Consider the following 24,583-nt stretch of genomic DNA (forward strand, 5'->3'; position numbering starts at 1 on the left):
GCAAAGCGGTGCCTGTTCTCGGAGTCTAACCAGCGAGCGGTTAGGGCGAAACCGTGCCGCTCGTCGAGCCGGCCAGAAGTCCGCTCAGCCACTCCCGCGCCTCAGCAAAAACACCGTCGGCGTACTTCTCATCGAACTCAATCGGTGACTTGTCAGCGCGGGGGTACGACCCGAGGAACATCACGCCAGGGCTGAACCGGCGAACACCGAGCAGCGCATCGGCGACCCGCTCGTCGGTGATGTGACCGTCAGCGTCGATGATGAACCGGTACCTGCCGAGTGCGTCACCGATGGGCCGTGACTCAATGAGGCTCATGTTGACGCCGCGAGTGGAGAACTGCTGCAGCAACTCCAGCAGGGCGCCGGCCCTGTCAACCGGCAGCTCGGCGACCAGGCTGGTCTTGTCAGCCCCTGTCGGCGCCGGAATGTCGGTGGTGCGGCTCACGTGCAAAAACCGGGTGACGGCATTCGGGTTGTCGCCGATGGCTCTCGCCAGAACCTCCACGTCATAGGAGTCGACAATGCGCGGAGGTGCTATGGCGGCGTCCGCGAGTTCCGTTTCGAACAGAGCAGATGCCGCTGCCACGTTACTCGTCGCGGGAATGTGCCCGTGATCAGGAAGAGTGGCGTCCAGCCATGAGTGGCACTGGGCGTAAGCCACCGGGTGGGCGTTCACCACCTTCACATCCTCGAGTTTTGTCCCCGGACGGGCAACGAGCACGAAGTTCACCGGGACCAGGTACTCACCGACGATGCGCAGACCCGGCATGGTTGCGAGAGCGTCCTGGGCGACAGAGACACCACCCTCGATCGAGTTCTCGATGGCGATCACTGCACCATCGCTTCGACCGGCGATGACATCGCCGAGCGCCTCACCGACATTGTTCACCGACCGCCAGTTCTGGCCGACCGCTTCGGGCACCTGCGCCAGTGCGGCCTCGGTAAAGGTTCCGCGCGGCCCCAGGTAGCTGTATGTGCGGGTCGGGGCCTGAGCGCGGGAGTCTGCCATGGAAGCGAGCCTACCGGCCTGAGAATGGGCGCTGAGGAAGCGATCTCACCAGTCCCCAAACGGGGACTGTGCATAGGCTGCACGAATCGATAGAATTTCGACGCTGGCTACGCGCGCGTACCAGGGGGAAGCGACATTCGGGGTCGTTTGCGGGGAGTAGCGGGTGTATTCGTTTGGTCTGGTCGCGACTGCGGTCGCACGGAGCACGTCCGCTCTTCGGAGCGCTCCCCGGATCGTCGGCGGCGCTGGGGCGGCATTGGCCCTCGTCGCCACCGGAGTTGGGCTGCTTGCCAACCAACACGCTACGCACGTTCCTTCGATAACCGCTGCACAGGCATCCGTTTCTCGACCATCGCTCAGCGTGATCGGTTCGCTGTCCGGTGAGGCGTTTGCCGCGACGTTTCGGGGGAACCTCGACGGCGCCGTGAACGCGCTGTTGGCCATCACCCCCTCACAGGTCGGCGCGATCTGGCGCGATCTTCCCGGCAGCTTCCGGTCGACGCTCGTCGAGTCGGAGCCCGAGGTGATCGGCAACCTGGCCGGGGTGACCTACGCCGATCGCAGCGCGGCTAACGAATCACGCCTTCCCGAACTTCAGCGGCAGGCGCAAACCGACCTCGCGCAGGCCGTGCTCCGCAGCCGAACGGCCGGCGCCGACGCGCAGGCCGAGTTGCTTGCCGCCCTCGCCAAGGAACGGGTCGAAGCGGTGGATATTCTCACCGAGCGATACGAGTCCGGCCGCGGCCGAGACCGGGACGTGCCGCAGTACCTGATCGAGCTCGACACGACGGTTGTTGGGCCACCGCTCGCCGCCGTCGCGGTCGGCGACCTGGACGAGGCGAAGTTTGCGAGCTTCTTCGTGCCTGGCATGAACTCGAGCGTGCTCGAACTGCCCGACTACCTCCGCGGTGTCGAACGGATGCAGGAGGCCTCGGACGACAGCGCCGCGGTGTTGTGGCTCGGCTACCAGAGTCCGGGACCTGTCGACACCGTCTCCACCGATCACGCAGGCGCGGGGTCCGTTCGGTTCGCGAGCGCACTGGCCGGATACGACGCCGTGCGTGACACGGCCAGTTCGGCGGCCGAGGTGACGGTTATCGGCCACTCCTACGGCTCGACCACAGCGGCACTGGCCCTCGCGACCGATGACTACGACGTCAGCTCGTTCGTCATGATCGGATCAGCAGGAGTGCCATCCGAGCTCGCCATCACCGACCTGCACGTGAGGCAGGACCGGGTGTACGTGTCCCAGGCGAGCGATGACGCACTCGCTGACAGCGGCAGGTTCTGGTCCGGGCGCGCCGACCCGGCTGATCCGGCCTGGGGAGCACAGCGATTCGGCAGCGACGGACGGACCCTCGCCGATGGCACCATCCTCGCGGCCGTCAGGGCACACGGCGCAGTCGGGGCGTCACATGACACCGACCATGACAAGTATCTCGGGGCTGAAACCGAAAGCCTCTACGACATTCGAAAGATCATCACGGGGCAAAGCCGTGAGATCAACCCCGATCCCCGCACCATCAGTCGGGACGCAACGGTGCTCGCTGAGGGATAGGGCACAATCCCCTGACGAGTCAGCGGAACCGATGCCACAATGGGGGCATGAATGAGCGAGCAGGCACCCCAGCAGCTGAATCCGATCTCGTCGACGTCACGGCGCTCCTCGACGCGTACTTCGAGTTGAAGCCAGACGTGTCGATTGCCGAGCAGCGTGTTGTCTTCGGAACGAGCGGGCACAGGGGTTCGTCCGTGAACACCGCGTTCAACGAACACCACATCGCAGCGACCACCCAGGCCATCGTCGAATACCGCGCAGACCAGGGCATCACTGGCCCGCTGTTCATCGGCTCGGACACTCACGCGTTGAGCCACCCTGCCCAGACCACAGCACTGAAGGTGCTCGTCGGCAATGACGTTCGTGTGCTCGTCGACGAGTACGACGACTTCGTACCCACGCCGGCTCTCAGCCACGCCATCCTGAAGTACAACAACTCGGGAGCCGAAGAGCAGGCGGACGGAATCGTCGTTACTCCGAGCCACAATCCGCCATCCGACGGCGGATTCAAGTACAACCCGCCGCACGGCGGGCCAGCAGACAGCGACGCAACAAGCTGGATCGCGAACCGCGCCAATGAGATCATCGAGGCCGGACTCATCGACGTCAGAATGGCTGAGCCCAGCGCTGTCGAGACGTACGACTTCCGCGGCAACTACGTCGACGACCTCGGGTCGATCATCAACATGGACGCCATTCGCGACTCGGGTATCCGCATCGGTGCCGACCCGCTCGGCGGAGCGAGCGTGAGCTACTGGCAGGCCATTGCCGACAAGTACAACCTCAATCTCACGGTGGTGAACCCCGAGGTCGACCCGACGTGGCGATTCATGACGCTCGACTGGGATGGCAAGATCCGCATGGATCCTTCGAGTTCATCAGCCATGGCATCCGTTCTCGCTCACAAGGACGAGTACGACATCCTGACGGGAAACGACGCCGATGCAGACAGGCACGGCATCGTCACTCCCGACGGCGGACTGATGAACCCCAACCACTTCCTCGCTGTCGCGATCGACTACCTCTACCGCAACCGCTCGGGCTGGGACCAGAGCGCCGCCATCGGCAAGACGCTGGTGTCGAGCTCGATCATCGACAAGGTGGCTGACTCGCTTGGCCGAACCCTCTGGGAGGTTCCGGTCGGCTTCAAATGGTTCGTGCCAGGACTCATCGATGGATCCGTCGGGTTCGGTGGCGAGGAAAGCGCCGGAGCAAGCTTCCTTCGCCTTGATGGCACCGTGTGGACGACCGACAAGGACGGCATCCTGCTGTGCCTGCTCGCGGCCGAGATTCTGGCTGTCACCGGTAAAACACCGTCGGTTCTGTATCGCGAGCTGACTGAAAAGTACGGTGATCCTGTGTATGAGCGGGTGGATGCGGCCGCGACGAAGGCGCAGAAGGCTGCGCTCGGCAAACTCGACGGCGACGCGATCACGGCGACCGAGCTCGCCGGGGATCCCATTCTCGCGAAGCTGAGTTCCGCCCCTGGCAACGGTGCAGCTGTCGGCGGCGTGAAGGTCGTGACGGAGAACGCCTGGTTCGCGGCGCGACCGAGCGGCACAGAAGACGTCTACAAGATTTACGCCGAGTCGTTCAAGGGCGTCGATCACCTGAAGCAGGTCCAGGCCGAGGCGAAGCTCATCGTTGACGCGGCGCTCGGGGCCTAGCGCGCGTCGTCTTCGGATGGCGTGGGGACGTTAGAGGCCGAGGTTGTCCAGAGCGGCGTCCATTCGCTCGGCGATCCGGGCGTAGCCCTCATCGTTCGGGTGGATGCCGTCAGCGGCCATCCACTCGGGGTGGCCGCTCAGCCAGCGCGATGCTCCCGGAATGTAATCAGCGTCGACCGCATCCGCCGCGTCTCGAACCCAGTCGATGACGGTGCCTACCGACGCAGGCCGCTCGTCGGTGTACCAAAACGGTTCGACGACGACGAGGCGCGTATTCGGAAGCTCGTCCGCGAACGTGTTCAGGTCGTCCGAGATTGCCGCTTCGATGTCGTCACTTCGAGCCGGCATCGCGAAATTGTCGTTGAGCCCCATTGTGACAATCAGGACGTCCGGTTTCTCAGCGACGATGAGTTCAACAAGGTCGTCGTCGATGAACTGCCGGTTGTTCACGAAACCGAGCCCGTCGACGCTGGGGTTGAACTCAGCCCAGTTCCGCTCCTCGGCGATCACCGTCGACCAGCGGCGTGAAGGATCGCTCGCACCGGTTCCACGGGTGTACGAGTCTCCGTAGAAAGCCGCGACGGTCTGGCCGGGACTGCTGTTGAGCGGGCCCGCGTTTTCAGGTGCCGCCGCTGAGCAGCCAGTGACGGCACAGATTCCCATGGCAAGAGCTAGTGCGGGAAGCAGTCGAAGTTTCGCGGATGTCATGCGAGTTCTTCGTTCCCAAGGCGGTCGCGGATTGCGGCGCCTAGGCGGGGATGCTCCAGAACCAGGCGTTACCGCCCGGGTGCTCGACCGTGATGGTGTTGTCGAGGTCGCGGTAGTCAAAATCCTTGTTGTGGCCGACGAGCTGAATCACCGTTTTACCGCCCTCGGTGAACACCTTGGAGACGATCATGACGTGGTCGGGGGTCTCGTTCTTGTTCCAGTCGAACATGGCGACGTCGCCCACCTTGACCTGGTCACGCTGTTCGAGCGACAACCGGGTGACCTCGGGTCCCTTCGAGCTGGCGAACCAGTCGTCCATGGCTGGCACGTAGCCCCAGGTTGGCGTCCAGTCGGCGCCGGCACCCTCGTTGTGCCAGGCGTCCGACTGCGTCCAGCCGCGCTGAATGAGCGTCTGGCTGACGAAGTTGGCGCAGTCTCCACCGACCGGGTTCAGGTTTCCCCACTCGGCCTCGTTGTAGTTGCTCCAGTGCGCCATCGCATACGACAGCTGGGCATCGACACCGGTCTCGACCGCGTAGGTGAACGGCGACGGTGATCCGATCGGCGTTTCACCCTCGAGGACGACCACGTCGGCCGCCGCAGCTGTGTAGTTGACGGATGCGGGTGCAACGAAGGTCAGCGAGCTGTCGTCCTTCACGACCACGTCGGTGGCCGGGACACCTCCGACCGTCACAGCGGTTGCCTTCTTCAGGCCGGCCCCTGTGACCGAGACGGTCGTCCCGCCTGAGACCGAACCGCTTGCCGGTTCGAGCGCCGTGACGGTGCTGACGGCCGCCGGCTCGACCGAAACAGCAGGCTGTGGCCTGTCGCCTGTCGCGCCAGTGGAGGTCGCGGCCGTTGCGCAACCAGCGAGGACCGCGCTTACCGCGACGATTCCCGCAACGACAGCAACACGGCGCTTTTTCACGCGGGGGCTGACGGTCTGGCGCGAGGAAGGCACGGGGAAAATCCTTTGTTCGGGAGCAGTCTTTCCATGCTAATCGACGGCCTTGAGAGATCACCCAAAGACACTCCCTTGACAGGAACTCGGGTGTCGCGTACGTTGATCTTCAATTCGTGAGAGCGCTCTCACAGCTGTGAATGAGAGCGCTCTCAAGAACCCACTGCACCAACCACGCACACACAAAGGAGTGACCGTGAACCTCTCACGCCGCAACAGGCTCGCATCCGGCATCGCCGGAGCTGCAGCCTTTGCACTGCTCGCCACTGGATGCGCCTCAACAGGCGGCGGTTCGTCCGACGGTGACATCGAGCTGTCCATCACAACGTTCGGAACGTTTGGCTACGACGACCTCTACAAAGAGTACGAAAAGGCCAACCCCAACATCACCATTAAGGCGACCAACATCGATACGGGTGGAAACGCCCGCACCGATGCCTTCACCAAAATCTCCGCCGGGTCAGGCCTGAGCGACGTCGTCGCGATCGAAGAGGGCTGGCTCGGAGCAATCATGGAAGTCTCCGACCGGTTCGTTGACCTCAACGAATACGGCGCTGAAGACATCAAGGACAACTGGGTTCCCTGGAAGTACGAGCAGGGCACCGACCCCGACGGTCGCGTCATCGGTTACGGCACCGACATCGGTCCGCAGGGCCTCTGTTACAACGGCAAGCTGTTCGAAGCCGCTGGGCTGCCGAGCGACCGCGAGTCTGTCGCCGCTCTGTTCGGTGGAGACGACGCCACCTGGGAGACCTACTTCCAGCTCGGCGAGCAGTACAAGGCCGCAACGGGCAAGGCCTGGTACGACCACTCCGGCTTCGTCTGGAATTCAATGGTGAACCAGCTCGAGGAGGGCTACTACACCAAGGACGGTGAGCTGAACGTCGAGGGCAACACCGAGTTGCGCGCACGATTCGACCAGCTCGCAGCTGGAACCGCCGGTGGCCTCTCGGCCAACCAGAAAGCATGGGACTGGGGCAAGGGCAAGGCATTCGTCGACGGCTCGTTCGCGACCTTCGTCTGCCCCGGCTGGATGCTCGGAACCATCAAGGGATCACTCGAGTCCGGTGGCGGCGACGCATCGACCGGTTGGGACTTTGCGGACGTCTTCCCCGGCGGCGCATCCAACTGGGGTGGCGCGTTCCTCTCCGTCCCGACCACGTCAGAGCACCCGGAAGAGGCTGCAGCCCTTGCTGAGTGGCTGACCGCTCCCGAGCAGCAGGTGAAGCAGTCCGCCGCCGCTGGCAACTTCCCGAGCACCATCGAGGCGCAGGAGAAGCTCGCCGAGGAGGCAACCCCGAATGAGCTGTTCAACAACGCCCCGACCGGCGCAATCCTCGCGTCTCGCGCTGAGGGTGTCATCGCGCAGTTCAAGGGCCCCCACGACTCGCTCATTCAGGAGAACGTGTTCGGACCAGCGCTGAAGCTCCTCGACACCGGCAAGACGAAGAGCGCTGACGAGGCGTGGGATGAAGCGATCACGCTTCTCAACGACCTGGTCGTCAACAACTAGCAGAACCACCTCGAGGCCCTCGGGAGCAATCCCGGGGGCCTCCACCTGGACGCGAGATCATGACAAGCACACTGAACAGGCCGCCGGTCGAGAGTTCCTCCCCCGCTACCTCACACATACCCAAGAAGGCCCCCATTGCGTGGAAGCACCGGTTGAGTGCATTCGACGTGAAGGCCTCCCCCTACTTCTACGTCGCTCCCTTCTTCATCCTCTTTGCCATCGTTGGGCTGTTTCCGCTGGTCTACACGTTCGTCGTGTCGCTGTTCGACTGGCACCTGCTCAAGGGCCAGGGCGATTTCGTCGGGCTCGGTAATTTTGTCGCTGTCCTGAACGACCGTTTCTTCTGGAACTCGCTGTTCAACACGGTGAGCATCTTCTTCCTGTCGTCGATCCCACAGCTCGTTGCCGCCGTCGTCATCGCCGCCGTTCTCGACCAGAACCTCCGTGCGCGCACCTTCTGGCGGATGAGCATTCTCCTGCCGTACGTTGTCACCCCCGTTGCCGTCGCGATGATCTTCTCCAATGTCTTCGGCGAGGATTACGGCCTGATCAACAACCTTCTCGAGAGCTTCGGCATCACGCCGGTCATGTGGCAAAACGAAACCCTGCCGAGCCACATCGCGATTGCCACAATGGTTAACTGGCGCTGGACCGGGTACAACGCCCTGATCCTGTTGGCCGCCATGCAGTCGGTTCCAAGGGACATCCACGAATCGGCCGCCCTCGATGGCGCTGGTGCCTTCCGTCGATTCTTCAGCATCACGCTGCCATCCATCCGCCCGACCATGGTGTTCGTCATCATCACTGCCACGATCGGTGGGCTGCAGATCTTCACCGAGCCGCGCCTGTTCGACCCGGTAACCGCAGGTGGCTCGCAGCGGCAGTTCCAAACCACGGTGCTCTATCTGTGGGAAATGGCGTTCTTCCGCCAGAACTTCGGCAAAGCATCGGCTATCGCCTGGCTGCTGTTCCTCTTGATCGTGATCTTCGGGCTGATCAACTTCGTGCTGTCACGCAGTATTGCGACGGCCGAAGGCAGGGGCGCGAAGGCACGATCGCAACGCCGCTTGGCCAAGGTGCGCGCCCGCGAAGCTCGAGAGAGCCTGCGCGCCGGCACCGCGGCATCCGTTCACAGAAAAACGACTCTCGGTGCAGACCCGTCGAAATCGGCCGAACCGCCAGCAGAGAGGAGCGCCAAATGAGCGCGACCACCCTCACCCGCCCGACCGAAGCGGCTGAGACCAGCCACGTCCGGCGCAAGTCCAGGTTTCACGGCATCGACAAGCGCCCCGGCTGGCTGACTTATGCCCTGCTTGGCGTGTTCTTCCTCTGCTCGGCCTATCCGCTGTGGTGGTCGTTCGTGATGGGAACACGCGACAATGCGGCGTTCGGTTCGACCTGGCCTCCCCTTCTTCCCGGAGGCAACTTCTGGAAGAACGTCGGCGAGGTCTTCGACACCATTCCGTTCTGGCTCGCGCTCGGTAACAGCCTGCTGATCTCGAGCATCATCACGGTGTCGGTCATCACGTTCTCGACGCTGGCCGGGTACGCCTTCGCGAAGCTTCGATTCAAGGGCAGGGACGGACTGATGGTCTTCGTCATCGCGACGATGGCCATTCCGACCCAGCTCGGCATCATTCCTCTCTTTATGGTGATGCGGACGCTCGGCTGGACCGGCGAGATCGGCGCCGTCATCATCCCAACGCTTGTCACCGCGTTTGGTGTGTTCTTCATGCGGCAGTATCTCGTCGACGTCATCCCCGATGAACTGATTGAGGCAGCGCGGATGGACGGCGCAAACATGATCTCGACGTTCTGGCACGTGGGTGTTCCGGCTGCTCGTCCGGCCATGGCGATCCTCGGCCTGTTCACGTTCATGACGGCGTGGACAGACTTCCTCTGGCCGCTGCTCGTGCTCGACGCTGGCAACCCCACCCTGCAGACGGCGCTCAGCCAGTTGCAGTCCGCGCGATACGTTGACTACTCAATCGTGCTGGCCGGGGCGATTCTGGCTACACTTCCCCTGCTTCTTCTCTTTATCGTGGCGGGTAAGCAACTCATTTCAGGCATCATGCAAGGAGCAGTGAAGGGCTAATGACTATGACTTTTCCCCGAACGTTCATCTGGGGTTCGGCGACGGCTGCGGCCCAGGTCGAAGGAGCCGGCCACGAGGGCGGTAAAGAAGATTCGATTTGGGATGCTTTCGCTCGCGTTCCAGGGGCAATCGCCAACGGCGACAACCTCGAGGTCGCCGTCGACCACTACCACCGTTATGCCGAAGACGTCGCGATCATGAAAAGAATCGGTCTCGACTCTTATCGCTTCTCCACCAGCTGGGCCCGCGTCGTTCCCGGGGATCGTGAACCGAACCGAGAGGGACTCGACTTCTACTCGCGCCTCGTGGATGAGCTGCTCGGCGCCGGCATCCTGCCCTGGCTGACCCTCTACCACTGGGACCTGCCGCAGGCGCTCGAGGAGAAGGGCGGCTGGGCCAATCGCGACACCGCGCAGCGCTTCGCCGACTACGCCGAGACCGTGTACGGCACGCTCGGTGACCGGGTAAAGAACTGGACGACGTTCAACGAGCCGTTCTGCTCCTCTCTGCTTGGCTATGCCTCTGGCGTTCACGCGCCCGGTCGGCAGAACCCGAGGGACGCCGTCGCAGCCATCCACCACCAGCACCTGGCCCACGGACTCGCGGTGAATCGGCTGCGTGAGCTCGGCGCCGAGCAGATCGGCATCACACTCAACCTCTCGAACGCGATTCCCCTGGACGAAAATGACCCGGTCGACGTCGAGGCCGCCCGTCGGTTCGACGTGCTGCAGAACCGGGTGTTCCTGGAGCCGATCGTGACCGGGGCCTACGCGGAAGACACGCTGAGCGACCTCGAGCAGTTCGGACTCCGCGAGGTGATTCAGCCGGGCGATCTGGACATCATCGGCACGAAGATCGACTTCCTGGGCGTCAACCACTACCACGATGACCAGGTCTCAGGACACCCGGACGACTCGGGAACGGACGGCCACTCCGGAGCGACCGAACGTGACATTCAGAGCTGCTGGATTGGCTCGGAGTACATCACCTTTCCCACCCGCAACCTGCCGCGCACGGCCATGAACTGGGAAGTAAACCCGTCAGGACTGCACAAGCTGCTCGTCCGCCTCGGTCGCGAATACCCGAACATGCCGCCGCTGTTCGTCACCGAGAACGGGTCGGCCTACGAGGACGTCGTCTCGGAAGACGGTGCAGTCCACGACACTGAGCGCGAGAAGTACATCGTCGACCACGTTCAGGCCGTCTCCGACGCCATCGCCGACGGCGCAGACGTCCGCGGGTACTTCGTCTGGTCCCTGCTCGACAACTTCGAATGGTCGTGGGGCTACGACAAGCGCTTCGGCATCGTGCGGGTCGACTACGACACGCAGGAGCGCAGGGTCAAGGACTCCGGTTTGGCATACTCGCGAATTATCGCGTCCGCGAAATCAGGCGGATAGCCGCATAGAGTGGGGATCACTAAGGGGGTGACCGCAATGACAACGCAGGATTCCCTGTCAACGCGCGCCGGAGCATCCGCTGGGCAATCACCAACGCTCGAGATGGTTGCTGCGCGCGCGGGCGTCTCGCGCGCAACTGTGTCTCGTGTTGTCAACGCGTCACCCAAGGTGACCCCAGAGGTTGTCGAGCTCGTGCAGAGCGCGATCGCCGAACTCAACTACGTGCCGAATCGGGCGGCGAGGTCACTGGCCAGTCGAAAGACCCAGGTCATTGCCCTCGTCGTTCCCGAGTCAACAGCGAAGGTCTTCGATGACCCCTTCTTCGCCGCGGTGATTCAGGGTGTCGCGCTCTATCTCGCCGACACCGATTACACACTCAACCTGCTGATCGCATCGGAGACGAAGTCAGACAAGACACGTCGATACCTGCTTGGCGGAAACGTCGACGGAGCTCTCGTCGTGTCACATCACTCCGGCGATCACTCCTACACGCGGCTCGGCTCGACGCTGCCGATCGTTTTCGGCGGGCGGCCGATCAACCCGGAAACTGCCGAGGGCCACTACGTCGACGTCGACAACGTCGCCGGCGCGCGCGTGGCCACCGAGCGCCTCGTGAAACGGGGCTGCCGGTCGATCGCGACGATCGCCGGCCCGCAGGACATGCCACCTGGGATCGACAGGCTCGCCGGCTGGAAACAGGCACTGGACGCAGCAGGCCTCGACGACTCGCTCGTCGAGTTCGGTGACTACTCCCCCGCGGATGGCGCCGCGGCCATGCGCCGACTGCTGGCCCGAAACGTACCGATCGATGGCCTGTTCACCTACTCAGACCAGCTCGCCGCCGGCGCATACTCGGTCATCCGCGAGGCCGGGCTGTCGATTCCAGGCGACATCGCCGTTGTCGGTTACGACGACGATCGCCACGCCGGCACCGTCGATCCTCCGCTGACCACCGTCAACCAGGCACCGGCCGCGATGGGCGCGAAAATGGCTGAGATCGTCGTACGCCTGATTGACGGCGACGAGGTTGAGACCGCGACGACGATGCCGACGCGGCTCGTCATCCGCGAGTCAGCGTAGCCTCGGTCGCGCGCGAAAGTCGCTGTTCCCAGCCTCGAGGGAGACAATAGAGGGAATACCCGGGCGCTCCCAGCGCTTGACGAGAAGAACGTCGGCCAAACCGCGTGCACCGCGCATTCGCCGCCGCACTCGTTCCGTGCCCCGAACCAAGATCGTGAGTTGTGTATGTCCCACCCCGCAGGAACGACGGAGCTCACCACCTCCCTCACCGATGACGAGGTGCTCCTGATTCGCCGCGACTTCCCGGCACTCAACCAGCAGGTGAACGGCCACGAGCTCGTCTACCTTGACTCCGGTGCCACTTCACAAAAGCCGTTCTCCGTCCTCGACGCCGAGCGCTCGTTCTACGAACACGACAACTCGGCGGTGCACCGCGGAGCACACACCCTCGCGGCCAACGCCACCGAGCTCTTCGAAAACGCTCGTTCCACGGTGGCCAGGTTCGTCGGCGCCCGCGAGAACGAAATCATCTGGACGTCGAACGCGACGGAGGGCCTCAACCTCGTCGCTTACGGATTCTCGAACGCCAGCGTCGGTCGGGGTGGGGCGGATGCCACGCGATTCGTTCTGAAGGCGGGCGACGAAATCCTCACAACGGAGGGCGAGCACCACGCCAACCTCGTGCCGTGGCAGGAACTCGCCGCACGCACGGGGGCCACGCTCAGGTATATCCCAGTGAATGACGACGGCACTCTTCGGATGGACGAGGCGGAACGGTTGATCACCGACCGCACGAGAATCGTCACGTTCACCCACGTCTCCAATGTCACCGGCGTGATCAACCCGGTCGAGACGCTCGTTCACCTTGCCCACGCCGTCGGCGCGTTTGTCGTTCTCGACGCCTGCCAGTCGGCTCCGCATCGCGCGCTCGACCTCGCAGCGCTTGACGTTGACTTCGCCGTGTTCTCGGGCCACAAGATGCTCGCTCCAACGGGCATTGGCGTTCTGTACGGTCGAGCCGAGCTCCTCGACGCACTGCCGCCCTTCCTCACCGGAGGGTCAATGATCACTACAGTAACCATGGAATCGTCGGGGTATCTGCCCGCTCCGCAGCGGTTCGAAGCCGGCACCCAGAAGGTGTCACAGGCAATCGCGCTTGCGGCCGCCGTCGACTACCTCACCGCCATCGGCATGGATCGCATCGAGCGGTGGGAAGCCGAGCTCGGCGCGCGCCTGGCCGAGGGTTTTGCCAGCCTGCCGGGTGTTCGTGTGCTCGGCCCTGCCGCTGATGTGCACCGTGCTGGCCTGGCAAGCGTCGACGTGGAAGGCGTCCACGCTCACGACGTCGGCCAGTTCCTCGACGACCGCGGCATCGCGGTACGCGTTGGACATCACTGTGCACAGCCGTTGCACCGCCGCTTCGGTGTCACCGCGTCCACACGCGCGAGCGCCTACCTCTACAACACTACGTCTGACGTCGATGCTGCCGTCGAAGCGATGGGGTCCGTGCGGTCTTTCTTTGGAGTGAACTAATGGCGTCGGGCGACCTGGCAGGAATGTACCAGCAGGTCATTCTCGAACACTCCCGTGAGAAGCACGGGTTCGGACTTCAACCCGAAGCGGATGCCTCGAATCACCAGTTGAATCCCACCTGTGGTGACGAGCTGACAATGCAGCTTCACCTCGACGGCAATGTGGTGCGATCGCTGACCTGGGAAGGCGCGGGGTGCTCCATTTCAATGGCATCCGCATCACTGCTGCACGATCTTGCCCCCGGACTCACCGTCGACGAAATGCACGCACGGATCGATCTCTTCCGCGAGCTCATGCACTCGAAGGGTGCGGGCATCGAGGACGACGAGCCACTCGGCGACGCGGTCGTGCTCGAGGGTGTCTCGAAGTACATGGCTCGGGTGAAGTGCGCAATGCTCGCGTGGGTCGCGCTCGAAGCTGACCTCGCCCAGGTCGCCGCGTAGCGCGCCAGTTCGTGACGCGCACGGGCTGCTCCGACGCAATAGGCCTCCTCACGGAAGGAGCGCGGATGACGGACACGAGTCGCCTGGCGAAGGTTCGAGTAGAGTTCAGCGGCGTGCTGAAGCGCATCGATCAGCATCCCCTGAACGCTCCGGAGTTCCTCAAGGCTCGTTAGGTCGTCGCCGCGCACCGGGAGAGCGAGGTCGTCGCGGCAGAACTCGCAGGACGGAACCTGCCGTCCCTCGGTGCGCAGGGCCGCGCCTTCTGGTCCTTGGGGTCAGGCGAACTGCGGCGTGACCTCGGCGGCCAGGAAGTCGAGGTGATCGAGGTCTGACAGGTCGAGGATCTGCAGGTACACGGTCTCGACGCCGTCGTTGTGCAGCGCCCCGAGCCGATCGATGATCTCGGACGGCGTTCCGGCGAGGCCGTTCTCGCGCAGTTCACCTGGCGCACGCCCAATCGCATCAGCCCGACGCTGGTATTCCGCCTCGGACGAGCCGGCGACCGCAACGAACGCGGCCGAGTACGTGAGGTCGTTCGGGTCACGTTCGATCGCTTCGCACGCGCGGCGAACGCCCTCGAACGTCGGGGCGATTCGGTCGAATGGTACAAACGGCGCGTTGAACTCGGTGGCGAACCGTGCAGCCATGGCCGGGGTCCGCTTGGGCCCACCGCCACCGACGATGACAGGCACGCGGTCCTGCACCGGCTTGGGCAGAGCCGGGGAATCGGTGAGGGAGTAGTGCTTTCCATCGAACGAGTAGGTGTCGCCGACGGCTGTTCCGAACAGACCTGTCACGATCTCGAGCTGTTCCTCGAGCATGCCGAACCGCTTGGGCGGGAACGGTATGCCGTAAGCAGCATGCTCTTCCTCATACCAGCCGGTACCCAGGCCGAGTTCGACGCGACCGCCGGACATCTGGTCAACCTGTGCGACCTGGATGGCGAGGATTCCCGGCATCCGGTAGGTCACACTCGAGACGAGCGTGCCGAGGCGGATCCGCGATGTTTCCCGCGCGAGGCCTGCGAGGGTGGTCCACGCATCAGTCGGTCCTGGCATCCCGGAGAAGTGGTCACCCATCTTCAGGTAGTGGTCACTGCGGAAGTAGGCGTCAAAACCCAGTCGCTCCGCAGCCTGCGCAACAGCAAGCTGGTCGTCGTAGGTCGCACCCTGCTGCGGTTCGGTGAAAATGCGGAACTTCATTCGTTCTCTTTCGGGTTGTCGGAGGTTCGCCAGTCCACGTCGACGGCGGCAAGCCGCGCTCGCATGACGGCGATCGCTTCAGGGTTCTGGTCGATCATGATGAAGCGGCGGCCAAGCGCGCTCGCGACGGCGCCGGTCGTTCCGCTTCCGGCGAAGAAGTCGAGCACAACATCGCCCTCGCGGCTGGACGCCTGGATGATCCGTCGAAGGATGCCGGCCGGCTTCTGGGTCGGGTACCCGGTCTTTTCCTTGCCGGTCGGAGACACAATCGTGTGCCACCACACGTCTGTTGGCAGTTTGCCGCGCTCCACTTTCTCGGGTGTGACGAGGCCAGGCGCCATATATGGTTCGCGATCGACGGCATCCGAGTTGAAGTAGTAGGCCTTCGGGTTCTTGACGTAAACGAGGATCGTGTCGTGCTTGGTCGGCCACTTGCTCTTCGACTTGGCTCCGTAGTCGTACGCCCAGATCAACTCGTTAAGGAACGAGTCGCGGCCGAAGATCGCGTCGAGCAGCACCTTGGCGTAGTGCGCTTCCCGGTAGTCCAGGTGCAGGTACAGGGTGCCGTCGTCGGCCAGAAGCCGCCATGCTTCGAGGAGCCGAGGCTCCAGGAACGTCCAATAGTCGTCGAAGGTGTCGTCGTATCTGCGCAGTTCACCCCGAACACGCTCGTAGCTCTTGCCCTTGAAACCGGTGCTTCCACCTTCAGCGACCCGCACGCTCGAGGTGACGTGGCGCTGCTGTTCACGGCCGGTATTGAACGGCGGATCGATGTAGACGAGGGTGACGGATGCCTCGGCAAGCGTCGGCAGGATCTCCAGGTTGTCGCCCTCGAAAACGACGTTCGTTGTGTGCTGGTGTTCCTCAGCCACGACGATGCTTACAGCGCCATCAAAGACACTTTCCGGATCGGGCATATCCCCAGGGATCGGCGCTGGAGCGGGAATGTGCGACTGGCGGTCACGCTCGACCTGCACCTGGTGGCGCATCGGTGCGAAGATCTCGTCGCCCACCCCGGCGATGCCAGCGATGCCGCCGGTGAGCGTTCCGCTTGGGCGTTTGTGCTTCTTCTGTCGCGGGGCGTAGCCATCGGGCAGCTGCTCGTTCGGCAGCAGCTCGGCCGGATGCCCGGCATTCGGCGCGGCCTCCGGCTCATCGGGAATGCCGGTCACGGGACCCGATTCAGCCACGCATCGGTCGCGAACTTCGCCTCGACGGCGGCCTCAGCTGCCGCATATTCCTCGGGCGTTATGTCACCGGAAACGGCGTCGGTGAGGCCGACGAAGGTTTCCTTCATGCGCTCGATGATCTCGGCACGGCTGAGGCCGGTCTGGCTGCGCAACGGGTCGACGCGCTTGGCCGCGGATTTAGTGCCCTTGTCGCTGAGCTTTTCGCGTCCGATGCGCAGGACCTTCGCCATGAGCTCGCCGTCCATGTCGTAACTCATGGTCACGTGGTGGAGGACTGCACCGTTGCCGAGCCGCTTCTGGGCAGCCCCACCGATCTTTCCGGCGGGGCTGGTGATGTCGTTCAGCGGCTGATACGTGGCCTCGATACCGAGAGACCGCAGCGCTGTGAGGACCCAGTCGTCGAGGTAGGCGTAACTGTTGGCGAAGGTCATTCCCTTGACGAGTTCGGCCGGCACGTAGAGCGAGTATGTAATGATCTGGCCGCGGCCCATGAGCATGGCGCCGCCACCGGAGATCCGTCGGACGACGTCGAAACCGTTCGCCTCAGCCTGCTCGAGGTCGACCTCGTTTTTGAGCGACTGGAAGCTCCCGAGCACAACGGCGGACCCGTCCCACTCCCAGATCCGGAGCGTCGGGCCTCGGCGTCCAGCGCCGACCTCGGCGGTGAGCACCTCGTCCAGGGCCAGGTGCATGAGCGGCGAAACGGATTTGGCGTGGATGAGTTCCCAGGAGAAGTCGCGCCAGTCAGCCGCACCTGAGAGCGACCTGCGGATCGCGGTGGCGACCGCTTCCGGAGAAAATCCGAGCAGGGTCGCGCCATCGGGCAGCCCCCGGCTGATTGCGGAAGCCAGCGCCGTGGCATCCGCTTCTACAGGGAGTCCGTTCACGGCACGGTTGATGTCTTCCAAGGCAGTGTCTGGCTCGAGGAAAAAGTCGCCGGCGAGGCGGAAATTGGTGATCAGACCGTCATCGACATCGAGGTCGACGACAACAAGCTTGCCGCCTGGGACCTTGTACTCACCATGCATGTGTCCAGCCTAGTCTTGGCCGGTCGGCGCAAGGGGGAAGAACGGACTCCGGGGGAAGCGCACAATGGATGCATGACTACCCTGTTTCTGGCCCGCCACGGCGAGACTGTCTGGCACGCAGACCACCGATACGCCGGCGTCGCCGATGTGGAGCTTAACGACAACGGGTTGCGTGAGGCCGAAGCGCTTGCGGTCTGGGCGAGAGCCGCCAGACTCGACGCCATCTACTCGTCGACGCTGAGCCGGGCCATTCTCACCGCTGAGCCCAGCGCTCGGGCGACCGGCGAGACCGTGGAGACCGACCCGGATCTGATGGAAGTGGCCTTTGGAGTGGGCGAGGGTAAAACGCTCGACGAGCTGCGTCCTGAGTACGCGGCCGAGGTCGACGCCTTCGTAGCGAAGCCAGCAGAGGCGATCCTGCCTGGCGGTGAGCAGGGGCTTCACGGAATCACCCGCTACCTTCGAGCATTCGACCGGATCGAGGCGGCGTTTCCAACCGGCCGAGTGCTGGTCACCTGCCACGGAACCGCACTGCGGCTGACGCTCTGCGCGCTGCTGGGTATCGACCCGAACCGTTACCGCGACCTTCTGCCTGTTGTTCAGAACTGCGCGGTGACCGCGCTCGACTACACCAAGGGCAAGGCCCGACTGTACGCGTTTAACGTGCCTGCTGACGCCGCCGCCCACCGGTACTGAGAGCGGCCCCTACTCCTCGCGCGTCGTGCGCGTCGCGCGCGTATCGAGCCACTCGACCAGGTCGGCGATGATCTCGTCGCGGTTCGTCTCGTTGTAGATCTCGTGCCGTGCGCCCGGGTAAATTTTCAGCGTGACGTCGCTGAGCTTCGCCCGTTTCACGTACGCGTTGCGCAGCAGCGTGAGCCCGCGCGTGCCACCGAGCGGGTCGTCCGATCCGCCCTGAATCAGCATCGGGATGTCACGTGGCATTTTTTTCGGCGGAAGTCCGACAAGTACAAAAAACGCCTGCGCCGGCGTCCACACCGGGGTCACGGCAATGTCGAAGTTGAACTCGTCTGCGGAGAACGCCGCCCACACGGACTCGTCCCGACTGAGCCACTCGAGCCCGGTCGCAGTCGGTGATTTCCACCTGCGGTTGTAGTTGCCGGCCGCGACAACACCAGGAATGGCGAGCGACGAGCCGGAGAGAACGACAGCGTCGTAAATACCCGCCCGATTGATGATCTTCTGCGCCATCATCGACCCCCAGCTGTGCGCGAGCAGCACCAGGGGCAACTCTGAGTGCTCATCCCGAATCCGCTCGCCGACGAACTGTGCGGCGTCGATCGCGGCCCGGATATTGCGATCGCCGAGTTTGCCCATCCCGAGGTGGTGAATCCCGGTCTGACCGTGTCCGCGGTGATCGTGAGCGATGACCGTGTAGCCGGCCGCGTTGAGCTCCCTGGCGAGCGGCGCATAGCGGCGGGCGTGTTCACCCACCCCGTGGCTCAGGTGAATGACGGCCTTCGGATTCTGCGCCGACCAGACGTAGTAGTAAATGGTGACCCCGTCGGCGTCGACCACCGTCCTCGATTCAGGCGCCGTGGCATCCGTTCGCGTTTTATCCTCATCGGTCATTTCCATACTGTAACCGTCAACACGCCAGCAAGGTGTTAATTAGCACCGCTAACGAGATCTTTACCTTTGCTAACGACTTTGATACACTGGTGTCTCGTGGCAAAAACTATCGCTGAACAGGCATCAGACCTGCGCATGGCAACCTTCCGGCTGGCGCGTCGACTTCGCGCCGAGCGCGCAGAAAACGAGTTGAGTGACGGGCAACTGTCTGTGCTCTTCGGACTGCGCGCGACTGGCACACATACGCTCGGCGAGCTGGCCGAGCGTGAACACGTCTCAGCGCCGTCGATGAACCGCACGGTCAACTGCCTCGAGGAGTCGGGGTATCTCACGAGGATTCCCGACACCACGGATAAACGTAAGGCCAACATCCAACTGACGGATGCCGGCACCAACGTTGTCAAAGACACGGTGAGAAAACGAGACGCCTGGCTTCACAACCAGTTTCGCGCTCTCGACCACGCCGACAGAGAAATCCTGGCGCAAGCCGCAGACCTAATGAGGAGACTCGCCACCCAGTGAGTGCAATGTTCCGATCGCTTTCGAGCTACAACTACCGTCTCTGGTTCATCGGCGCCCTCGTGTCGAACATCGGCGCGTGGATGCAGTCGACCACCCAGAGCTGGGTGGTTCTCACCGTCCTGACCGACAACGACGCTGTCGCCGTTGGTATCACCATGGCCCTGCAGTTCGGTCCTCAGCTGCTTTTGGTTCCGATCACCGGGCTGATCGCTGACCGCTTCGATCGGCGCAAGATTCTCATGGTGACGCAGTCGGCGCTCATGCTGCTCGGCATCGCACTCGGCATACTGCTCATTCTTGGCCACGCCGAGCTGTGGCACCTCTACGTTTTCGCCCTGCTGCTCGGCATCGTAAACGCCGTCGATGGGCCGGCGCGCCAGACCTTCGTCTCAGACCTCGTCGACGAGCACAACATGTCAAACGCCGTCGCGCTCAACTCGGCGTCGTTCAATGCCGCTCGCATGATCGGCCCGGCCCTGGCTGGCCTGCTCATCGTGGTCATCGGCTCTGGCTGGGTGTTCATTGTGAACGGGGCGACGTTCCTGGCCGTGCTGTTCGCGCTCTACAAGCTGCGCGCAAACCAGCTCCGCAGCCGGCCGCGTGCGCCACGGCAGCGCGGACAACTCGTTCAGGGCTTCCGCTACGTGATGAGCCGCCCCGACCTCGGCGTCATCTTTGTGATCGTCTTCATCATGGGTGCGTTCGGCATGAACTTCCCGATCTTCGCGTCGACCATGGCCGTTGAGCTCGGCGGAGGCGCAGGCGACTATGGCTTGCTCTCGTCGATTCTGGCGATCGGTTCACTCACCGGCGCGCTCCTGGCCGCTCGACGCGACCGCGCCCGGATGCGCGTCATCATTGCGGCCGTCGGGTTGTTCTCGGTTGCCGCGTTTGTGGCATCCGTCATGCCAACGTTCTGGACATTCGCGTTCGCGCTCATCTTCATCGGGTTCGCGACTGTCACCATGCTGACCACCGCGAACGCGTTTGTACAGACGACAACGGATGCTGCGGTGCGCGGCCGCGTGATGGCCCTGTACATGGCGGTCCTGATGGGCGGAACCCCACTCGGGGCACCTATCGTCGGCGGTATCGCCAACGCGTGGGGGCCGCGATGGGCTCTCGCCGCGGCTGGCCTCGCCGCGCTGATCGCCTGCGCGTTCGCGCTGACCTGGGCTGTCGTCGCGCGGCAGCTGCGGCTGCGGCTGCACCCGGACTCACGCTGGCGCCTCGTCGTAACGCATGCGGGTCGACCGCTCCCCGTCTCCTCGATTGTGCCTGAAGACTTCTCGGAGGAGGTCGCGCTGACGTCCCCGATTTCCCTGCCTGACCTGGCCGCCGGGGCTCGCCGCGGCTCCAAGGCAACGGCGCTCTCAAACGAGCGCTCCGCCTGAGGGCGCGGGACGCCTTAGCTGATTCTCTCTGACCAGCTCTTGCCTTGCGCGAAAACTAACTAGTAGTCTCCCTACAAGAATCTGGTCGTCAGGTTCAAAGTACACGGACCGTCGCCGGCGTCGCACTGTGAAACCCGGCAATCTGGCGGTCCAGAATGCAAGGGGGCATTAATGTCAGACATCGACTCCGCACCATCCGGGCTCAGCCGTCGAACCATACTTCAGGGCGGAGCGGCGGTCGCTGCCACCGCCGGGCTCGTTATTTTCGGCGCATCACCCGTGATGGCCGCCAACACCACCTACTACGTGGCCGCCAATGGCAACGACGCCGCGAACGGAACCTCGCAGTCGACGCCGTGGCGCACGCTTGCGAAGGTCAGCTCCGTCACCTTTGGGGCGGGTGATCAAATCCTTTTCCGATCAGGCGACACCTTCCCCGGGGTGCTGGCGCCACGCGGGTCAGGATCGCCGTCGGCACACATCGTCTTCGGCCGGTACGGCTCGGGTCCGCGCCCCATCCTGCAGGGCGCCGGAGCAGTGCCAGCGACGATCCACATCACGACGAGCAGCAACCTGACCATCAGGGACCTCGAGATCACCAACACCGCAGCCACGCGGGCCTACCGCAGCGGCATTCTCATCGCCACACCGGCCGCTGGCCTGTCGAACATCAACCTGCGCTACCTCAACATCCACGATGTGACGGGGGCCCCATACACCGGCCAGGGCGACTTCCCGGCGGCCGCGTGCGGCGGCATCAGCGTCACCAGCGCGGGCGAGCGGGTCGTGACGAATCTGCTGGTGCAGGACGTGACGATCACGAACGTCGACGACCACGGCATCCGCACGACGGCAACGAGCCAGACCGCGCGGGGATCCAACTACACCTTCCGCTATGTCGACGTCGTCAATGCTGGCGGCAACGGACTCGTGATGGCGAACGTTTCCGGCGCCCTGATCGAGGGCTGCACAGTGCGAAACAGCGGAGGCCGCTCCACCGCCTGCGCGGGCATCTGGCCGGTCTACAGCGAGAACGTCGTCGTTCAGAACAACGGCGTCTGGAGCCAGACGACACTCGCCAACGACGGGTTCAGTTACAACTGCGACTGGCAGAACACGAACGCAATCTTCCAGTACAACTACTCCCAGGACAGCCCGAAGGGCTTCTTCCAGTCGTTCTTCCAGTCCACCGCGATCGTTCGTTACAACATCAGCCAGAACGACTGGTCCGGATTTGCCTTCTATGGCGCGTCTGGAATCCAGGTCTACAACAACACGGTCTACGGCCTCGGCGGCTCGACCGGGCCCGTGATGAACAGCTTCGCCAACCAGGGCAGAACGCCGTCGAACAACGTGCTGACCAACAACATCCTCTGGAATCGCGGGTCAGGTGGCTTCACCAACCTGGGCGTCTCGTACAACCGCAACCTCTTCCACGGCAATCGCCCCGCATCCGAGCCGACCGGAGGCAACAAGCTCGTGGCCGACCCCCGGCTCTTTTCGCCGGGGTCCGACTCCTCGTGGGTGGCTTCCGGCTACCGACTGCGCTCGGGCTCACCTGCCCTCGGCTCCGGGGTCACCATCCCGGGCAACGGCGGATTGGACTACTACACCGCGCCGGTGAGCAGCACTGCGTTGCCGAACATCGGGGCGTACAACGGCGTGGGGCTATAGAAGTCCAGCACCCGTAACCGCCACAGCACAGGGATCCCGGCTGCGCAGTCAAGATAACCATGCAAACGGGTTACCCCGTGGGGTGAGATCAGCCCGCCTCAGAGGTGCTCGACGTCAATGTCGGAGGTGGGTGATGTACTGAAGTCATGAACGAGGCAGTTCGACTTTCAGACCCCCGCATTATCAGCGGTGGGCTCGAGCAACGGCGTCGTTTCCCGCGGCACCTCTTCGTAGCCGGTGCGGGTGGTGACCGGTTGTCATGACTCTCGCGGTGAGCGACTTCACCCCGGTCTCTGGGCCGGATGGAGAAGTTGCGCTCACCGAGCTGCTGCAGCTTGAGGGTGAGGTCCTGACCGCGCTGGACCTGAATCATCTTGCCCGCTTGACCAGCGACCAGCTGTTGACACAACTGAGCCAGGTCGCCCACCTCGTTCGTGGTGGTGAAGCGGCTCTCGCGGCGATGAGCGCCGAAGTCGCTCTCCGGTCTGACCCGATCCGCGGCACCGAGGGACTGGCGGCGAAACACACCTATCAACGCCCGTCACAACTGATCGAGGTGATCACCGGGATCTCGTCAGCGGCAGCGTCGCGTCTGATTCGGGTTGGGCAACGCACAACCCAGAGAGTCAGCGACGCAGGACTCCCGCTCCCACCCCTGTTCCCGTTCGTCAGTGAAGCCCTCCACGAGGGCCTCATCGGGGTGGAAGCAGCTGAGAACATCACGCGGGAACTCGGCCTCGCCGCACCCCGGGCGGAGGTCGAGCACCTCGCGATCGCGGAAGCGTCCCTGGTCGGCCAGGCCGTCGGCGGTGGCCTGCGAGATGGCCTCCCTCTGTCCTCCGACCTTGTGGCGATCCAGGCCAGACAGTGGCGGGAACGCCTCGACGAAGACGGCGTCGAACCCAGAGCAAAACGCGCGTTCGAGAAACGCGACTTTTGGATCTCACGCAACACCACGCCGGACGGTCTTGTGAAGTTCGGCGGCAAGGTCACCGTTGATGTTGGCACCAAACTCCACGCCCTCTTTGACGCGATCCTCAGCCCCAGAACGGAATGCCGCTTCATCCCAGCCGAGGACCCGACCGTTGACGCAGACATCAATAGCGGCCTGGATGGTGTCGCTCGCCCGAGCCCTGATTCCACCAGCCTGTCCGCCCCCGGGCTCGACACTCCAGACGATGGTGCGAGCGACGGCGAGAAGGATCCGAGGATGGCGGACCGGCGGACGGCGGGTCAGAAACGTGCGGACGTGTTCGCCGCGATGATCGACTCCCTCGCCCGCGGCGGCGACGTTCCCACGGTCAGCGGCGCCTCTCCCACCGTCGTGGTGACCGTTACCGCCGACGTACTGGAGAGGGAGAAGGGCACCGGGCAGATTGTGGGTGTCAACACCCCGGTCGCGTTCTCCAGTATCAAACAAATCCTTTGCGATGCCACCGTCATCCCGGTGTTCATCGACCCCGACGGCACCGTCGTCGCCCTCGGAAACGAGCAACGTCGCTTCACCCGCACCCAACGTATGGGCATGATCGCTAGAGACGGCCCCACCTGTGCCATGGACGACTGTCAAATTCCGGCCACAGGGTGTGAGGCCCACCACGTTCAGGAGTACAGCCAAGGCGGGCCCACCCATATTGATAACGGCGCGTTGTTCTGTTGGTTCCACCATCGACTAATCGACACCGGTGTCTTCACCGTAGAGATGGTCAACGGAAAACCAAAGGTCACTATCGCGGAGTGGATTCGCCGGAAGCCCTACTTCCAGTAGCAACAGAAGGTCGAGCCAGCTCGGAACCCAGCACCATGGCTCACTGCCCCAATCCCACCCACGCGCCAACGCTGCTTTGACCCCTTAAACGCAAAAGGCCACCCGGCGAGGGTGGCCTTTTGCGTATGTTCGTTTCGCGTTAAATGCGAAGAGCCCACCCGGTGTGGGGTGGGCTCTTCTAAGTTAAGTCCGGCGGTGTCCTACTCTCCCACAGGGTCCCCCCTGCAGTACCATCGGCGCAAAGAGTCTTAGCTTCCGGGTTCGGAATGTGACCGGGCGTTTCCCTCTTGCTATGGCCGCCGAAA

General features: G+C 63.5%; 21 protein-coding genes and 1 rRNA gene. 14 read left to right on the forward strand and 8 right to left on the reverse strand.

The window, feature by feature from the left end; translation table 11 throughout:
• Positions 1-40 precede the first annotated feature (40 nt).
• Positions 41-1,009: a prephenate dehydratase gene (pheA, locus tag D9V28_RS15800; RefSeq protein WP_121660662.1), complete on the reverse strand. Its 969-nt coding sequence runs from the start codon at positions 1,007-1,009 to the stop codon at positions 41-43.
• 163 nt (positions 1,010-1,172) lie between these two features.
• On the opposite strand from pheA, the gene D9V28_RS15805 reads away from it, so the two are divergent.
• Both D9V28_RS15805 and pgm read left to right on the forward strand, forming a co-directional pair.
• The gene (locus D9V28_RS15805; RefSeq protein WP_121660663.1) at positions 1,173-2,567 is read left to right on the forward strand and encodes an alpha/beta hydrolase; all 1,395 of its coding nucleotides are present in this window, start codon (positions 1,173-1,175) and stop codon (positions 2,565-2,567) included.
• A gap of 47 nt (positions 2,568-2,614) precedes the next feature.
• Positions 2,615-4,234 (forward strand): phosphoglucomutase (alpha-D-glucose-1,6-bisphosphate-dependent), encoded by a 1,620-nt coding sequence (gene pgm, locus D9V28_RS15810; RefSeq protein WP_121660664.1) that lies wholly within the window; start codon positions 2,615-2,617, stop codon positions 4,232-4,234.
• Positions 4,235-4,264: 30 nt separating this feature from the next.
• On the opposite strand, the gene D9V28_RS15815 is transcribed toward pgm, so the two are convergent.
• Both D9V28_RS15815 and D9V28_RS15820 read right to left on the reverse strand, forming a co-directional pair.
• Positions 4,265-4,942, reverse strand: a complete 678-nt coding sequence (locus D9V28_RS15815) for an SGNH/GDSL hydrolase family protein (protein ID WP_229728184.1) — start codon at positions 4,940-4,942, stop codon at positions 4,265-4,267.
• A gap of 40 nt (positions 4,943-4,982) precedes the next feature.
• On the reverse strand, positions 4,983-5,903 hold the full coding sequence (locus tag D9V28_RS15820) for an amidase domain-containing protein (RefSeq protein ID WP_121660665.1): 921 nt from the start codon (positions 5,901-5,903) through the stop codon (positions 4,983-4,985).
• Between the two features lie 196 nt (positions 5,904-6,099).
• On the opposite strand from D9V28_RS15820, the gene D9V28_RS15825 reads away from it, so the two are divergent.
• From D9V28_RS15825 to sufU, 7 genes are all read left to right on the forward strand, one after another.
• Positions 6,100-7,416 carry an ABC transporter substrate-binding protein gene (locus D9V28_RS15825; protein WP_121660699.1) on the forward strand — a complete coding sequence of 439 codons (1,317 nt, stop codon included), beginning with the start codon at positions 6,100-6,102 and terminating at the stop codon, positions 7,414-7,416.
• Positions 7,417-7,475: 59 nt separating this feature from the next.
• Positions 7,476-8,618: a carbohydrate ABC transporter permease gene (locus D9V28_RS15830; RefSeq protein ID WP_121660666.1), complete on the forward strand. Its 1,143-nt coding sequence runs from the start codon at positions 7,476-7,478 to the stop codon at positions 8,616-8,618.
• Positions 8,615-9,511 carry a carbohydrate ABC transporter permease gene (locus D9V28_RS15835; protein ID WP_121660667.1) on the forward strand — a complete coding sequence of 299 codons (897 nt, stop codon included), beginning with the start codon at positions 8,615-8,617 and terminating at the stop codon, positions 9,509-9,511. Before D9V28_RS15830 ends, D9V28_RS15835 begins: the two co-directional genes overlap by 4 nt.
• A complete protein-coding gene (locus D9V28_RS15840; protein WP_121660668.1) occupies positions 9,511-10,911 on the forward strand; it encodes a GH1 family beta-glucosidase in 1,401 nt (466 codons plus the stop codon). The genes D9V28_RS15835 and D9V28_RS15840 overlap by 1 nt, the downstream gene beginning before the upstream one ends.
• A gap of 36 nt (positions 10,912-10,947) precedes the next feature.
• Positions 10,948-11,991 (forward strand): LacI family DNA-binding transcriptional regulator, encoded by a 1,044-nt coding sequence (locus tag D9V28_RS15845; protein ID WP_121660700.1) that lies wholly within the window; start codon positions 10,948-10,950, stop codon positions 11,989-11,991.
• Positions 11,992-12,156: 165 nt separating this feature from the next.
• On the forward strand, positions 12,157-13,464 hold the full coding sequence (locus tag D9V28_RS15850; RefSeq protein ID WP_121660669.1) for a cysteine desulfurase: 1,308 nt from the start codon (positions 12,157-12,159) through the stop codon (positions 13,462-13,464).
• A complete protein-coding gene (sufU, locus tag D9V28_RS15855) occupies positions 13,464-13,907 on the forward strand; it encodes a Fe-S cluster assembly sulfur transfer protein SufU (protein ID WP_121660670.1) in 444 nt (147 codons plus the stop codon). Before D9V28_RS15850 ends, sufU begins: the two co-directional genes overlap by 1 nt.
• Positions 13,908-14,182: 275 nt before the next feature.
• Here the strand turns inward: sufU and D9V28_RS15860 are convergent, their stop codons facing one another.
• The 3 genes from D9V28_RS15860 to lplAB form a co-directional block, all read right to left on the reverse strand.
• Complete coding sequence (locus D9V28_RS15860; protein ID WP_121660671.1) at positions 14,183-15,109, reverse strand: LLM class F420-dependent oxidoreductase; 927 nt, start codon at positions 15,107-15,109, stop codon at positions 14,183-14,185.
• On the reverse strand, positions 15,106-16,056 hold the full coding sequence (locus D9V28_RS15865) for a DNA-methyltransferase (RefSeq protein WP_425325781.1): 951 nt from the start codon (positions 16,054-16,056) through the stop codon (positions 15,106-15,108). Before D9V28_RS15865 ends, D9V28_RS15860 begins: the two co-directional genes overlap by 4 nt.
• A 221-nt stretch (positions 16,057-16,277) precedes the next feature.
• Positions 16,278-17,327 carry a lipoate-protein ligase LplAB gene (gene lplAB, locus D9V28_RS15870; protein ID WP_121660672.1) on the reverse strand — a complete coding sequence of 350 codons (1,050 nt, stop codon included), beginning with the start codon at positions 17,325-17,327 and terminating at the stop codon, positions 16,278-16,280.
• Positions 17,328-17,399: 72 nt separating this feature from the next.
• On the opposite strand from lplAB, the gene D9V28_RS15875 reads away from it, so the two are divergent.
• Positions 17,400-18,023, forward strand: coding sequence for a histidine phosphatase family protein (locus D9V28_RS15875; RefSeq protein WP_121660673.1), 624 nt, complete (start codon positions 17,400-17,402; stop codon positions 18,021-18,023).
• A gap of 9 nt (positions 18,024-18,032) precedes the next feature.
• Here the strand turns inward: D9V28_RS15875 and D9V28_RS15880 are convergent, their stop codons facing one another.
• Positions 18,033-18,920, reverse strand: a complete 888-nt coding sequence (locus D9V28_RS15880) for an alpha/beta fold hydrolase (RefSeq protein ID WP_183086566.1) — start codon at positions 18,918-18,920, stop codon at positions 18,033-18,035.
• 96 nt (positions 18,921-19,016) lie between these two features.
• On the opposite strand from D9V28_RS15880, the gene D9V28_RS15885 reads away from it, so the two are divergent.
• The 4 genes from D9V28_RS15885 to D9V28_RS15900 all read left to right on the forward strand — a co-directional run bounded on the left by D9V28_RS15885 (position 19,017) and on the right by D9V28_RS15900 (position 24,278).
• Positions 19,017-19,442 (forward strand): MarR family winged helix-turn-helix transcriptional regulator, encoded by a 426-nt coding sequence (locus D9V28_RS15885; RefSeq protein WP_229728185.1) that lies wholly within the window; start codon positions 19,017-19,019, stop codon positions 19,440-19,442.
• Between the two features lie 5 nt (positions 19,443-19,447).
• The gene (locus D9V28_RS15890; protein ID WP_121660675.1) at positions 19,448-20,836 is read left to right on the forward strand and encodes an MFS transporter; all 1,389 of its coding nucleotides are present in this window, start codon (positions 19,448-19,450) and stop codon (positions 20,834-20,836) included.
• A gap of 171 nt (positions 20,837-21,007) precedes the next feature.
• Positions 21,008-22,510 carry a right-handed parallel beta-helix repeat-containing protein gene (locus D9V28_RS15895; protein WP_121660676.1) on the forward strand — a complete coding sequence of 501 codons (1,503 nt, stop codon included), beginning with the start codon at positions 21,008-21,010 and terminating at the stop codon, positions 22,508-22,510.
• Positions 22,511-22,769: 259 nt separating this feature from the next.
• On the forward strand, positions 22,770-24,278 hold the full coding sequence (locus tag D9V28_RS15900) for a DUF222 domain-containing protein (protein ID WP_121660677.1): 1,509 nt from the start codon (positions 22,770-22,772) through the stop codon (positions 24,276-24,278).
• Positions 24,279-24,465: 187 nt separating this feature from the next.
• Here D9V28_RS15900 and rrf read toward each other — a convergent pair.
• Positions 24,466-24,582 (reverse strand): 5S ribosomal RNA (rrf, locus tag D9V28_RS15905).
• Position 24,583 lies beyond the last annotated feature (1 nt).

The sequence above is a fragment of the Mycetocola zhadangensis genome, assembly GCF_003668565.1.
Lineage (GTDB): Bacteria > Actinomycetota > Actinomycetes > Actinomycetales > Microbacteriaceae > Mycetocola_A > Mycetocola_A zhadangensis.

Excerpts from the sequence above, each read along its gene's own strand:
- pheA (WP_121660662.1), bottom strand. The coding sequence starts at position 1,009 with ATGGCAGACTCCCGCGCTCAGGCCCCGACCCGCACATACAGCTACCTG.
- pgm (WP_121660664.1), top strand. The coding sequence starts at position 2,615 with ATGAATGAGCGAGCAGGCACCCCAGCAGCTGAATCCGATCTCGTCGAC.
- D9V28_RS15815 (WP_229728184.1), bottom strand. The coding sequence starts at position 4,942 with ATGACATCCGCGAAACTTCGACTGCTTCCCGCACTAGCTCTTGCCATG.
- D9V28_RS15830 (WP_121660666.1), top strand. The coding sequence starts at position 7,476 with ATGACAAGCACACTGAACAGGCCGCCGGTCGAGAGTTCCTCCCCCGCT.
- D9V28_RS15835 (WP_121660667.1), top strand. The coding sequence starts at position 8,615 with ATGAGCGCGACCACCCTCACCCGCCCGACCGAAGCGGCTGAGACCAGC.
- D9V28_RS15840 (WP_121660668.1), top strand. The coding sequence starts at position 9,511 with ATGACTATGACTTTTCCCCGAACGTTCATCTGGGGTTCGGCGACGGCT.
- D9V28_RS15845 (WP_121660700.1), top strand. The coding sequence starts at position 10,948 with ATGACAACGCAGGATTCCCTGTCAACGCGCGCCGGAGCATCCGCTGGG.
- D9V28_RS15850 (WP_121660669.1), top strand. The coding sequence starts at position 12,157 with ATGTCCCACCCCGCAGGAACGACGGAGCTCACCACCTCCCTCACCGAT.
- sufU (WP_121660670.1), top strand. The coding sequence starts at position 13,464 with ATGGCGTCGGGCGACCTGGCAGGAATGTACCAGCAGGTCATTCTCGAA.
- D9V28_RS15860 (WP_121660671.1), bottom strand. The coding sequence starts at position 15,109 with ATGAAGTTCCGCATTTTCACCGAACCGCAGCAGGGTGCGACCTACGAC.
- lplAB (WP_121660672.1), bottom strand. The coding sequence starts at position 17,327 with ATGCATGGTGAGTACAAGGTCCCAGGCGGCAAGCTTGTTGTCGTCGAC.
- D9V28_RS15875 (WP_121660673.1), top strand. The coding sequence starts at position 17,400 with ATGACTACCCTGTTTCTGGCCCGCCACGGCGAGACTGTCTGGCACGCA.
- D9V28_RS15880 (WP_183086566.1), bottom strand. The coding sequence starts at position 18,920 with ATGACCGATGAGGATAAAACGCGAACGGATGCCACGGCGCCTGAATCG.
- D9V28_RS15890 (WP_121660675.1), top strand. The coding sequence starts at position 19,448 with ATGTTCCGATCGCTTTCGAGCTACAACTACCGTCTCTGGTTCATCGGC.
- D9V28_RS15895 (WP_121660676.1), top strand. The coding sequence starts at position 21,008 with ATGTCAGACATCGACTCCGCACCATCCGGGCTCAGCCGTCGAACCATA.
- D9V28_RS15900 (WP_121660677.1), top strand. The coding sequence starts at position 22,770 with ATGACTCTCGCGGTGAGCGACTTCACCCCGGTCTCTGGGCCGGATGGA.